At 41.1% G+C, this 12319-nt stretch carries 13 protein-coding genes and 1 riboswitch; of the genes, 1 reads left to right on the top strand and 12 read right to left on the bottom strand.

Going from position 1 to position 12319, the window contains the following annotated elements; all coding sequences use genetic code 11:
* Window positions 1-4: 4 nt before the first annotated feature.
* The 6 genes from ftsX to secA all read right to left on the bottom strand — a co-directional run bounded on the left by ftsX (window position 5) and on the right by secA (window position 7041).
* Window positions 5-898 carry a permease-like cell division protein FtsX gene (gene ftsX, locus AC1DIV_RS03205; RefSeq protein WP_034309901.1) on the bottom strand — a complete coding sequence of 298 codons (894 nt, stop codon included), beginning with the start codon at window positions 896-898 and terminating at the stop codon, window positions 5-7.
* Entirely contained in the window at window positions 888-1574 is a 687-nt protein-coding gene (gene ftsE / locus AC1DIV_RS03200) for a cell division ATP-binding protein FtsE (RefSeq protein ID WP_034309898.1), read from the bottom strand. Before ftsE ends, ftsX begins: the two co-directional genes overlap by 11 nt.
* Window positions 1575-1867: 293 nt before the next feature.
* A complete protein-coding gene (gene cccB, locus AC1DIV_RS03195; protein ID WP_048684058.1) occupies window positions 1868-2209 on the bottom strand; it encodes a cytochrome c551 in 342 nt (113 codons plus the stop codon).
* Window positions 2210-2258: 49 nt separating this feature from the next.
* Complete coding sequence (locus AC1DIV_RS03190; protein ID WP_202186933.1) at window positions 2259-3122, bottom strand: YitT family protein; 864 nt, start codon at window positions 3120-3122, stop codon at window positions 2259-2261.
* Between the two features lie 154 nt (window positions 3123-3276).
* A protein-coding gene (gene prfB / locus AC1DIV_RS03185) for a peptide chain release factor 2 (protein ID WP_223255851.1) occupies window positions 3277-4375 on the bottom strand; the annotation gives its coding sequence in 2 pieces (ribosomal slippage) (window positions 3277-4311 and window positions 4313-4375; 1098 coding nt in all).
* 152 nt (window positions 4376-4527) lie between these two features.
* Window positions 4528-7041: a preprotein translocase subunit SecA gene (secA, locus tag AC1DIV_RS03180; protein WP_289351328.1), complete on the bottom strand. Its 2514-nt coding sequence runs from the start codon at window positions 7039-7041 to the stop codon at window positions 4528-4530.
* Window positions 7042-7460: 419 nt separating this feature from the next.
* Here secA and AC1DIV_RS03175 point away from each other — a divergent pair, with 419 nt between their 5' ends.
* Window positions 7461-7784: a helix-turn-helix domain-containing protein gene (locus AC1DIV_RS03175; RefSeq protein ID WP_048684020.1), complete on the top strand. Its 324-nt coding sequence runs from the start codon at window positions 7461-7463 to the stop codon at window positions 7782-7784.
* 139 nt (window positions 7785-7923) lie between these two features.
* Here the strand turns inward: AC1DIV_RS03175 and sinI are convergent, their stop codons facing one another.
* The 6 genes from sinI to flaG form a co-directional block, all read right to left on the bottom strand.
* A complete protein-coding gene (gene sinI / locus AC1DIV_RS03170; RefSeq protein WP_251540554.1) occupies window positions 7924-8064 on the bottom strand; it encodes a DNA-binding anti-repressor SinI in 141 nt (46 codons plus the stop codon).
* 30 nt (window positions 8065-8094) lie between these two features.
* Window positions 8095-8180, bottom strand: a riboswitch (cyclic di-GMP riboswitch).
* A gap of 647 nt (window positions 8181-8827) precedes the next feature.
* Window positions 8828-9385, bottom strand: a complete 558-nt coding sequence (hpf, locus tag AC1DIV_RS03165) for a ribosome hibernation-promoting factor, HPF/YfiA family (protein WP_048684017.1) — start codon at window positions 9383-9385, stop codon at window positions 8828-8830.
* Window positions 9386-9637: 252 nt separating this feature from the next.
* A complete protein-coding gene (gene fliT / locus AC1DIV_RS03160) occupies window positions 9638-9982 on the bottom strand; it encodes a flagellar protein FliT (RefSeq protein ID WP_340878096.1) in 345 nt (114 codons plus the stop codon).
* Window positions 9982-10383, bottom strand: coding sequence for a flagellar export chaperone FliS (fliS, locus tag AC1DIV_RS03155; RefSeq protein ID WP_340878098.1), 402 nt, complete (start codon window positions 10381-10383; stop codon window positions 9982-9984). Before fliS ends, fliT begins: the two co-directional genes overlap by 1 nt.
* Window positions 10384-10406: 23 nt before the next feature.
* The gene (locus tag AC1DIV_RS03150; RefSeq protein ID WP_340878099.1) at window positions 10407-11918 is read right to left on the bottom strand and encodes a flagellar hook-associated protein 2; all 1512 of its coding nucleotides are present in this window, start codon (window positions 11916-11918) and stop codon (window positions 10407-10409) included.
* A gap of 14 nt (window positions 11919-11932) precedes the next feature.
* A complete protein-coding gene (flaG, locus tag AC1DIV_RS03145) occupies window positions 11933-12295 on the bottom strand; it encodes a flagellar protein FlaG (RefSeq protein WP_053087395.1) in 363 nt (120 codons plus the stop codon).
* Window positions 12296-12319: the final 24 nt, after the last annotated feature.

Here is a 12319-nt window from a genome sequence, read left to right as displayed (position 1 = left end):
AATTTTATACTTTCAAGAACTTCCTGACGGACATCAAGCTGCCCCATATTCCGATAACCGCACCAATTACGATGAGGATGGCCGATACTTGATAAATAAACGGATTTGCAGGCAAGAAATCTATGAATTTGAACGTAATCTGCGGTGCTGCATATTTATAAAGATTATAGTAGAGTACTGCAATCAGACCTATCGGAATGATGGAACCGAGGACTCCCAACCAAAGTCCTTCCAAGAAGAATGGCCAACGGATGAATGTATTCGTCGCTCCTACCAATCTCATGATCTCAATTTCTTTTCTTCTGGCTACAATGGTAATTTTAATCGTATTCGAAATCAGGAACATTGCAGTAAATAGTAATCCTACAATAAGAACGATCCCTATGTTTCTAGCAATATTAACAAAGCTGAATAATTTCTCGACGTAGCCTTGTCCATATTTAACACTTTGGATATATTCCATACCTTCGATCTTTTTTGCCACCTTGATGACATCTTGCGGAGATTTCGTTTTGATAACATAAACGTCCCTTAATGGGTTATCCTGTTCAAATGGTTTAAAAGCCTCACCATTATCTCCTAAATCATCTATTAAATTAGTAAGCTCTTCATCTTTTGGAGAGAAAATCACTGATTCGATTCCGTTTATCTCCGTAATTTGCTTACCTATAGCTTTTATATCGTCATCATTCGCCGCATTATCAATATGTGCACGAACTTCGACATCTTTCTCCACATTTCCCGCGATATGATTTAAATTCATCATGAGCACTAAAAAGACGCCAACCAAAGTTAGAGTGACCGTTACTGCACTGACTGAAGCAAACGTCATCCATCCATTACGGCCAATATTTTTAAAACTTTCACGGAAGTGACGGAGCAATGTTCTAAATTTCATATCCGTAATCACCTCGATGTTCATCGCGAACTATTTTTCCACTTTCAATGGCAATGACACGTCGTTTAATATTGTTGACGATGTCCCTATTATGTGTGGCCATGACAAGTGTAGTTCCGCGTTTATTAATTTCTTCGAATATGTTCATGATTTCCCATGATGTTTCGGGATCAAGATTACCTGTAGGCTCGTCGGCTATGACTACCTTGGGATCATTGACGATCGAACGGGCTATTGCAACCCTTTGCTGTTCCCCACCAGATAACTCGGAAGGAAGCATTCTCGCTTTATGTTTAATGCCAACCAGATCAAGAACTTCCATGACTCTCTTTTTGATTTCTTCTGGTTCCTTTTCAATAACTTCCATGGCAAAAGCAACATTTTCATATGCAGTGAATGTTTGAAGGAGTTTAAAATCTTGGAATACCATACCGATATTACGGCGGAATAGAGGAACTTTCGAATTGCGGATACTTGGCAGGCTTACTCCATTGACCAAGATATTACCGCTTGTAGGCTTTTCTTCCCTATACATCATTTTGATGAAGGTCGATTTTCCGGCACCGCTCGGACCCACTACATAAACGAATTCGCCTGGCTTTATTTTCACATTGATACCATTAATGGCAATTACGCCATTTGGATATGTCTTTTTCACATCTATCATTTCTATCATTCTAAAACCACCTAATTTGCTTGGATTATCACTATGTATCTACAGCTTTTCGACAATTTTCACTGAAATCTGACAGGAATCTCTCTTACTTGAGCACAGAAACATTATAACATCATATTTTGTCAAATTAAGCATAAAAAATATTACAGTTTCATTTCAGTTAGACATATATCAACATCTATGTAATAATTCCAGGATTTTGATTGCTTGATAAGGGGTTGATCGTGAGTTGTTTCGAGGGTTTAATGGAGGCTAAATGAAACGTCCCGCTAAGCAGAACGTTTCATTAATCATTATTTATGTTCAGCAAGCCATTCAGCGACCATGCTCGCTTCCTTGCCCTTGATTATACCTTTTGGCATTCCGCCTTGACCATTGGCAATGACTTTTTCAATGTCTTCTTTTGATAGCTTGGAGCCTACCTTCGTCAAGTTGGGTCCCACGCCGCCTTCAAGATTCACTGCATGGCAGCTTGAACATTTGTTTTCATAAATTTTTGCGGCATCACCGGCACCTGCCGTAGTCGTTTCGTTATTTTCACTTGCAGGCTCTTTATCTGCAGCATCATCGTTCCCACCGCATGCAGCCAAGGCCAAAGAAGTACCCAGAACTAAAGCTAACCACTTCATTTTCATTGAACTTACCCCCTCTGATTTATACCAGCACAAGAACATTATACCAATTTCAATCCAGTTTAAAACCCTCCCCAAGTACCTCCGATGCGTCCATTACAATTACAAACGCTTTAGGGTCAACGAGTTTCACCAATTGTTTCAATTTGGTGAATTCCGACTGGTCTATTACGCACATCAAAATTGGACGAGTATCATCCGTATAGCCGCCATACCCGGAGATGCCTGTTACACCCCGGTCCAGCTCATGTATGATAGCATCCCTTACTTCCATTTCTTTATTCGTGATGATAAGTGACATCTTCGAACGGTTCAATCCAATCTGGACGAGGTCGATCGTCTTGCTTGTCACATATAGTCCAATCAATGCATAAAGGCCTTTTTCAATATCAAAAACGATGGCAGCACTTAAAACGATGATTCCATCAATGACAGCCACACAGGTCCCCAATGACAGATGGGTATACTTATGGAAAATCTGTGCCGCCAAATCGGTCCCCCCTGTGGAACCCTTGCCGCGAAAGACGATCCCCAGCCCAAGCCCGACCATCATCCCCCCGCAAATCGAACCAAGCAATGCATCATTCGTCCATGCCTCCCAATCCTTTGTCAGAAATACCACTAAAGGCAGAAACAAGGTTCCAATCAGGCTTTTGGCTCCGAAATGCCTTCCGAGGACAATAAGCCCCGCAATGAACAAAGGGATATTAAAACCCCAAAGAACATAAGCCGGCTCCCAACCGAGAGTTGAATCGAGAATCGTGCTAATCCCGCTGACCCCTCCGGATGCGACCTGGTTAGGCAGTAAAAACACATTAAAACCAATGGCAATTATGGACGAACCGACAATCACCAATCCATACTCCGTTAACTTTTGAATGAAAGGGTGCCTCTGCTCCCGGTATCTTCTCTTCATTTTGCATAAGTCTCCTCGAACCATCATTATTATCTAGTATTGGCCGAACGAGATAGAGCATCCCTTTTCAATCCTGTAAATGTCAGCCAGAAGATTCGTTAAAAAGGAAATCATAAAAAAGCCGGACCGGGGAAACCGGTCCGACTGGCTGATCTTATAATTTTGAGCGCAAGTACGCATCAATGAACATATCGATATCCCCATCCATGACAGCTCCCAAGTTCCCGGTCTCCGCACTGGTACGGTGATCTTTAACCATGGAATACGGATGGAAAACATAAGAACGAATTTGGCTTCCCCAGCCAATTTCCTTTTGCTCCCCGCGGATTTCATCCAATTCCGCTTGTTGCTGTTCAATTTCACGTTGATACAATTTGGCTTTCAGCATATTCATGGCCTGGGCCTTATTTTTGATTTGAGATCTCTCGTTTTGGCACGTTACCACGGTGTTCGTAGGTAAATGGGTGATCCGGACCGCTGAGTCCGTTGTATTGATATGCTGACCACCTGCACCACTTGCCCGGTACGTATCAATTTTCAAATCTTCCGTACGTACTTCTATATTGATCGTCTCATCGAATTCCGGCATGACTTCACATGAAACGAATGAAGTGTGGCGTCGTCCTGAGGAATCGAAAGGAGAAATACGGACAAGACGGTGTACCCCTTTTTCCGCTTTCAAATAACCATAGGCGTTATGGCCTTTGAAAATTAAAGTGACACTCTTGATCCCAGCTTCATCACCTGGAAGGTAATCAAGGGTTTCCACTTTAAAGCCTCTTTTTTCACCCCATCTTGTATACATGCGCAACAGCATGGAACCCCAATCCTGGGACTCCGTACCGCCTGCACCAGGATGCAGTTCAAGAATGGCATTTTTCGAGTCATATTCTTCACTTAATAAAAGTTGAAGTTCAAAGTCATTCATCTTTTGTGCAAGAACCGTGATTTCTTCTTCCAGCTCCGCTAAAAGTTCTTGATCATTCTCCTCTTTCACTAATTCATATGTCAAATCCAGATTTTCATATGATTCATTCAGGTCGGACAATTGATTGACTTGTTCTTTCAAAGCATTCGTTTCATTGATGACAGTTTGTGCTTTTTGCTGATCATTCCAAAAATCGGGATGTGTCATCTCATTTTCCAGCTGTGCGATTCGTGCCTCTTTTTCATCTAAGTCAAAGAGACCCCCTAAAGTCCGTTAATCGTTGCGCTGTCCGTTCAAGTTCATTTCTTATTTCTGCTAATTCCATTTCTCTTCACCTCATTAAGTATGTTAAAAAAAATCCCTGAAGAGGGATTCCCTTCATTACAAATAAACCTCTTCAAACTATATGCAAACTAAACATGAAAAGAGGCGGCTAGCCTTGGACTTAACCGTCTCATCTTCATTATACACCTAACTTTAGCCTAAATTGCCATGGCAATTCTTATATTTTTTACCGCTGCCGCATGGGCATAACGCGTTTCTGCCAACGTCTTCCTTTTTACGGGCAGGGGCTTTTTTCACTTTTCCCCCGTCTTCTTCCTTCGGATTGACCGCTTGTCCTTTTATGACTTCCTTGCGTTCCAAATTGTTGCGGATTTCAGCCTTCATGATGTATTTCGCGACTTCATCTTCCATTGAAGCAATCATGGCTTCAAACATCGCAAAACCTTCAGATTGATATTCACGTAAAGGATCAATCTGGCCATAAGCACGAAGGTGGATCCCTTGGCGCAGTTGCTCCATTGCATCAATATGGTCCATCCACTTACTATCGACTGCACGAAGAACGATTACTTTTTCGAATTCACGCATTTGTTCTTCAGATAGCTCTTCTTCTTTTTGGTCATAGCCTTCTTTCACTTTGGCTAAAATGAACTCAACCAATTCCGATTCGTTTTTCCCTTCCAAATCAGCCACAGTGATTGAACCTTCATTGAATAGGTTACCATTCAGGTAATCGACAAGGCCTTGTAAATTCCAGCCTTCCTCATCGCCCATTGGTGCAAACGCGACAACATTTCGCTGGATGGATGCCGTGATCATCGTTTCGACGATTTCACGTAAGTTTTCACTTTCCATGACATCGAAACGCTGTTTATAGATAATTTCCCGTTGTTGACGGAGAACATCATCATACTGCAGTAATTGCTTACGTGAATCGAAGTTATTGCCTTCGACCCGTTTCTGTGCGGATTCAACGGCCCTTGTCACCATTTTACTTTGAATTGGCTGGGAATCATCCATACCTAGGCGTGCCATCATGTTTTTCATGTTATCCGAACCGAAGCGGCGCATCAATTCATCTTCCATTGATAAATAGAATTGAGTGACCCCTGGATCTCCCTGACGGCCGGACCGGCCACGCAGCTGGTTATCTATACGCCTGCTTTCATGACGTTCCGTGCCGATGACAGCAAGGCCCCCGAGCTCCTTGACACCTTCACCAAGCTTGATATCCGTACCGCGCCCTGCCATGTTCGTAGCGATCGTTACTGAGCCTTGATTACCTGCATTCGCAATGATTTCCGCTTCACGCTCATGGTTCTTGGCATTCAAAACATCGTGAGGGATTCCTTTTTTGGATAAATAGGCAGATATGACCTCAGATGTTTCGATGGCAACCGTTCCGACAAGCACAGGTTGACCCTTTGTATAACGTTCGGCGATGTCTTCCACAACAGCCTTGAATTTCCCATCAGTTGTCGCATATATAAGATCTGCCCTGTCATCCCTGATGATATTCCTGTTTGTCGGGATCGCAATGACATTCATATTATAAATATTGCGGAATTCCTCTTCTTCCGTTTTGGCTGTACCGGTCATACCTGAAAGTTTTTCATACATCCTGAAATAGTTCTGGAATGTAATCGTCGCAAGAGTCATACTTTCATTTTGGATTTCAAGTCCTTCTTTCGCTTCGATCGCCTGGTGAAGACCTTCACTGTAACGGCGGCCTTTCATCAAACGGCCAGTGAATTGGTCAACGATGACTATCTCGCCTTCCTGGACGACATAATCCACATCCAAATGCATGGAAACATGAGCCTTTAAAGCCTGATTGATATGATGATTCAAAGTAACGTGACTAATATCGAATAAATTATCGATATTAAACGCTTTTTCAGCTCGATTCATCCCATCTTCCGTCAGCTGAACACCTTTTGTCTTCTCATCATATGTGTAGTCCGTATCTTTCTTTAAGGTTCTTACAAACGCATTGGCCTGGATATAAAGCTGAGCCGATTTCTGTGCCGAACCGGAAATGATCAATGGCGTTCTCGCCTCATCAATCAAAATCGAATCGACCTCATCGATGACAGCGAAGTGCAGCGGACGCTGTACCATTTGTTCTTTATATAACACCATATTGTCACGAAGATAATCAAAACCTAACTCATTATTCGTACTGTACGTAATGTCAGCATTATACGCTGCCTGCTTTTCTTCTTTAGAATGACTGTTCAAATTCAACCCGACGGTCAAACCGAGGAAATCATACAATACACCCATTTCGGTGGCATCACGGTGTGCCAAGTATTCATTGACAGTAACGACATGTACACCTTTACCGGTAAGCGCGTTTAAATAAACCGGCATCGTGGATGTTAAGGTTTTACCTTCCCCTGTTTTCATCTCGGAGATATTTCCATCATGAAGGGATGCCCCACCCATGATCTGAACACGGTAAGGATATAAGCCGAGAGCACGCTTTGCCCCTTCACGCGCAACCGCAAAAGCCTCTACAAGCAAATCATCAACGGTTTCCCCATTTTGATAACGCTCTTTAAACTCATCCGTTTTGGAACGCAACTGTTCATCCGATAGCGCAGCAGTCTCATCAGCCAGCGCTTCGACCTGATCGGCGATTTTTTCTAAACGTTTGATTTCTCGCTTATTCGGATCAAAAACTTTATTTAATATATTAAGCATTCAATAACGCTCCTCTATTATGGTAATGATCGTTCAATGACAAAATTCATATAAGTAAGAAGAAACACACCTTCTATTATTACTAATGCACGCTTAATTTTACCACTTCTGTCATAGAGGTACAACTTCATGTCACTTCCCTGGTATAGACCTGAATGCAATTCTTGCGAAAAACAATGGATAAATGAGGAGTAAAACTGTTAAAATAGGAGGAAGTATAAAAAATATGTTGCAAACTCCCCACTATTCCATAAGCAAATGTGAATTATCCATAACCTTCCATCACTAGATGCTGTGTCCTCTCTAGAGATAGCATGTCAAGGTAATCCAACCTTACAGGCGTCATGTTTTGAATGATAAGGTGGGCTGCCGAAACTTATTAGCGGAAGATAAATAGAACATGTTTCGAGGTGGTATTGATGATTGGTGAACGTGTAAAAAAACTGCGAGAAGAAAAGAAAATGTCGATGACTGAACTTGCCGATAAAGCGGGTGTTGCAAAGTCTTATTTAAGTTCGCTCGAGCGGAACTTACAAACGAATCCTTCTATTCAATTTCTTGAAAAAATCTCCTCCGTACTTAACATCCCTGTTGATGCCCTGCTTTACGATGCACCAAATAAGGAAACCTTGGACAATGACTGGATGAAAATCGTTGAGGAAGCCATGAATTCGGGTGTCTCAAAACAACAATTCAGGGAATTCATCGAGTTTAATAAATGGAGAAAAGATAAAGAAGAGTAGAGTGGTAGTGCACTAGTTTACTTACATAATCCTGAAGAATACAGTTTGAATAAGCTAGAATCTCAAGGAAGAATAAACCCTATAAACAGCTATGAATCGAACCACTGTTTATAGGGATGTTCTCGAATTTGTTCGGAACCTATTTTCCATCGTTCTCCTCAAATGTTGCCTCAAGGCTTTCCCGTTTAAAAAAAGCAATGATTTCCTCCTTTTTGAAACCCAAGCTTCTTGCTTCAGAAATCAATTTCACCCATTCTTGATCCATTTCCACATTAGCCACCTCTTCTACCTCCTAAAATACTCTTGTATTTCAGGCAGACCAGCCATCATAGTCACAAGGACCTTAGACCTGTGCCTTTGCGCCCTCATTTTTCAAGGAGTTTGCCTTTGTCGTGGTATTTATTACCAAATACATTACCTATAATCATATTATAACGGATACGTACTCCATATATTGCTATTTTATGTCGGTAATCCACATAAATGCAAAAACTTTTATCCGACAAAATATTACAATATTAAGAAAATTCGAAGTTCAGGTAATTTTTCATAGACTAATTCAATTTCGTTTTTTTGTATAATAGTAAATATTACTCTGCTTAAAATTTCGTTGGGGTGTATTGATTCTCTCGATTGTATGTGCATCGTGGGCTTTTTGCGCAGTTAAATCCTCACCGCAGGTCGGGCAAAGCCACTTTCCATATTCCGCACTGCTAAAAGAAGCCCTATGGCATGTATGGCAATTCTTTCGATACAAATAATCCAACCCCCTCTGCACCTTGATCAAATCGTTTTCTATAAATAACTTATTGTTCTTTTTAAAGAACTAACAATTCGAGTATAGTGCAAAAGATAGGGGTATTTGAATAGGTAAAATTAACTATTTATCTTAATAAAGAACAAATAGTGCTCTATTAAGTGAACTTTCGTGTGTTTTAGAGAACAAAAAAAGCAATCATTTTTTACGTTTCAAACGGATTCTATCAACATGCAAAAAAGCACAACCCAGAGGCTGGGCTGTGCTTTTGATCTTAGAATAATAATTAACTAGGTTCAATCAATCCATAGCGTCCATCTTTTCGGCGGTACACTACGTTTGTTGTATTAGTATCCGCATTCGTGTAAACGAAGAAACTGTGACCAAGCATATTCATTTGTAAAATCGCTTCTTCACTGTCCATTGGCTTTAAATCAAAGCGTTTATTGCGGACCACTTCAATATCATTATCGTCTTCGAATTCATCCACCACTTCGTCAGCTTCCGTATTGAAGGCGAATGCATCGGGTGTAGTCGATAGATTGTTTCGGAACTTGCGATTGACCTTCGTTTTATGTTTACGAATTTGGCGTTCAAGCTTATCATTGATCAAGTCAATGGCAGCATACATATCCGCATTTTCCTCTTCAGCCCGAAGAACCAAATTCTGCATGGGAATCGTCACTTCGACCTTTGATGTATTATTGTTCACTTTTAAATTGACTAACACATTTGCATCTGGTGTATTGTTAAAATATCGTTCTAACTTGCCAATTTTCTTTTCGACGTATTCTCGAATTGCTGGAGTTACCTCAATGTTTTCACCGCGTACGTTGTAATTCATAAAGTGAGTCCTCCTTAAATTAAGACTATACAGTTAGATTCTACAATACCCCTCCGGTTCCTTTTAGAAACACATCATGAAATATGTCGAAATAATGAAACAATTGTCGGAAGGTTTGGAAAGGGTTGATGTCTGCCCTAACTTCATTATATCAAATGCTATGATAGAAAGAAAAAATTAAGCCTATTTTATTTACAGAAAATTTAAAAATATTTAACATAAAAACCGTTTGGACTCCAAAAGGTAAGGAAATCAATTTCTTTTATCATAGAACACGCCATCCACTGATAGACTTTCATACGGATTCGTGTATTTATTGGAAGATTTTTTCTTCTTATTTATTTCCTGGATATCTCGCTGTATCTCCTGCTTTTGGAGCTTCAGCAAGTGATCGACCTGTTGGTTGAGCAACAGAACTCCACGTCCCAGCTGCTGCTCTTCAGCAGTAAAAGGAGGTTTGATTTGGGAAAGGAGTCCATCCCGCTGATCAATCAGCTTTGTAACCCTTTCTATTTTAACATCACGCTCTGTAATCGTGCGATCTTCCAGTACGGCAAGTAATTCAGCAGTCAAATCATGAAAGGCTCTAATCACCATTACACTTGACCGCTTTGGGTGAATTGTTTTTTCCGGTTGATCTGGATTACTTCCTTCCACGTATTCCGGAACTCCGTAACAAGTCCTTCCACTTCTTCCAAAGCAGAAACGTCATTTTTCAGATTCGCTTCGATCAGACGCCGGTTCATGAAATCATACAGACTCATCATATCTTTGGATACATCCGCATCCATATTCAGCGTCACCATCAATTCACGGATAATATTTTGCGCCTTGACGATGTTCGTATTCTTCACCTCGATATTTCCTGCTTCAATGGCTTTCCTCCCAAGCATGATGAACTTCAAACAGCCATTATAAAGCATTAATGTAAGCTCTCCCGGTGATGCTGTGTTGACTGAATTTTGCTGATACGATTGATAAGGATTATTTATTGCCATATTGAACTTCCTTTCCGACTACCTTAACTAAAATAAGAAGCTAACGATGCACTTTGGCTATTTGCCTTTTGAATCGCTTTTTCCATCGCCGTGAACTGGCCGTAATAGCGCGATTCCAATTTCGTTAGCTTTGCCTCAAATGTTGAAATCTTCTTATCCAGCCCATCAACCAATTTTCCGATTGTAAAATTGTTATTAACATATCCGGCCTTCCCGGCTTTTTCAGTAATCGCCTTCATGGATGATTCTATATCATCCCTTAACCGGCGTGCGAGTCCTTTGTCGCTCTTTTCCGCACCATTGGCCATGAACATATCATAGATCGCATTCGGATCCTCACTAATGGCTGCCCGGAGCTTGTCCTCATCAATCGTTAATTTACCGCCTTCCAAATAATTCTTGGTGGTGGTGATTCCCAAACTGCTGAGATTGTTTTTTCCAGTGATTCCATCCACCGAAGTGTATAGGGATGACCTCATTGTGGTCAGGAGACTTTTTAAGGTCGAATCGCTTTTTAACGTTCCGCTCTTCGCTTTTTCTGCCCATAGCTTCACTTCATCCTCTGTCATTGCCTTTTTTTGCTCAGAGGTAAGCGGGGTAAAGGAGCGATATTTCGCTTCACCCGTTTTATCTTGAACCTTTTTAATGACTTCATTGTATTTATTCACAAACTGAGTGATCGTGTCCAGGATAGCATCGACATCAGCTGTTGATGAGAATGTGACTGTATCCGTCGTTTTTTGCTTTACCGTTATTTCCGCTCCATTAATCTGAAACGTATTCGAAGGCCGGGAAATTTCCAGTCCATTATAAACAATGGACGCATTTTCCCCTTTTGAGCCGCCAGCCCCTTCATTGTTACTGCTCATTTTTAGCACATTGAAGAAATCTCCAGTACCCCCTAACTCAATTTCAGGCCGATCTTTTGCATCACCGGTATTTTTAGCAGTGATGGAAAATTTCTGGGACGTCTCATCTAAAAATAGAGTCACTCCCGAGTTAGCATTAATTTTATTTATGACACTTTCTAACGTATCGTCCGCATTAAGGGTAAGTGTATACGGTTTTTCCACTGTTGCTCCATCTTTTACTTCCGTATCAAAACCGCCATCCTTATTGATGGCCAGTATCGTAATATCTTTGGGAGTCGTGATACCCAATTCCGATAGTTTCTTTTTGGGGTCGGTAACAGCTGATTTTTCCGTACTTGTCATGGTTGCCGCCTTGGCAAGTCCATTCACTTTTATATTCCCGGAAAAATCACTGGTAGAATTCACATTTTTCACTGATACAGCATCTGGATTCGATACCGTCACCTTCTTTTTAATGAAGGAAGACTGCTTTCCAATACCATCACGAATGAGCGTATCCAATTCTGATAAAGCTGTATTCATCGAACGGTAATCATCCCGCTGCCACTCGGAATACTGCTTTTTCTGTGTCAGTTTATCCAACGGCACCCGTTCTGCCTGCATCATGCTCTTAACTAATTCATCAATGTCCATCCCGCTTGCTAAACCACTGATTCGTACCAAAATTGATCACCCGCTTATATTTTTTCATCCACCATTATGCCGACAAACTCCGTCATTGCCGCATAGAAATCCAATAACTTCTTCGGGGGAATTTCCCTGATCGTCTCATCCGTCACGTCATCCACTACCTTGACATAATACTCATTCAGCTTCTCATGATATTCAAAACGAACGGCCGTATGTGTTGGATTCAGGAAGGTGTTCAAACTATCCACCATTTCCCGCACCTTTTCTTGTGAAGGCTCAACAGTAGATTCCACTCTTTGTTCCGAATAGGCAAGTGTATTCATTTCACGCTGATAATAAGAACTGATTCCTTCCGAGATTGCTGTTCTAAGTTGTGAGGAAAGAATATTCGTGGACAAACTCTCCAGCATCTAAATAGCCCCCAATATGTTCTC

The sequence above is a fragment of the Peribacillus sp. 05N428 genome (assembly GCF_056397085.1).
Note: the sequence above shows the minus strand (reverse complement) of the source record. Positions and strands in the feature narration are given on the sequence as shown.

Coding starts and splice junctions, on each gene's coding strand:
- fliS (WP_340878098.1), bottom strand. CDS start 10,383: ATGGCAATAAATAATCCTTATCAATCGTATCAGCAAAATTCAGTCAAC.
- ftsE (WP_034309898.1), bottom strand. CDS start 1,574: ATGATAGAAATGATAGATGTGAAAAAGACATATCCAAATGGCGTAATT.
- AC1DIV_RS03190 (WP_202186933.1), bottom strand. CDS start 3,122: ATGAAGAGAAGATACCGGGAGCAGAGGCACCCTTTCATTCAAAAGTTA.
- ftsX (WP_034309901.1), bottom strand. CDS start 898: ATGAAATTTAGAACATTGCTCCGTCACTTCCGTGAAAGTTTTAAAAAT.
- secA (WP_289351328.1), bottom strand. CDS start 7,041: ATGCTTAATATATTAAATAAAGTTTTTGATCCGAATAAGCGAGAAATC.
- flaG (WP_053087395.1), bottom strand. CDS start 12,295: ATGCTGGAGAGTTTGTCCACGAATATTCTTTCCTCACAACTTAGAACA.
- hpf (WP_048684017.1), bottom strand. CDS start 9,385: ATGAATTACAACGTACGCGGTGAAAACATTGAGGTAACTCCAGCAATT.
- fliT (WP_340878096.1), bottom strand. CDS start 9,982: ATGGTGATTAGAGCCTTTCATGATTTGACTGCTGAATTACTTGCCGTA.
- AC1DIV_RS03175 (WP_048684020.1), top strand. CDS start 7,461: ATGATTGGTGAACGTGTAAAAAAACTGCGAGAAGAAAAGAAAATGTCG.
- cccB (WP_048684058.1), bottom strand. CDS start 2,209: ATGAAAATGAAGTGGTTAGCTTTAGTTCTGGGTACTTCTTTGGCCTTG.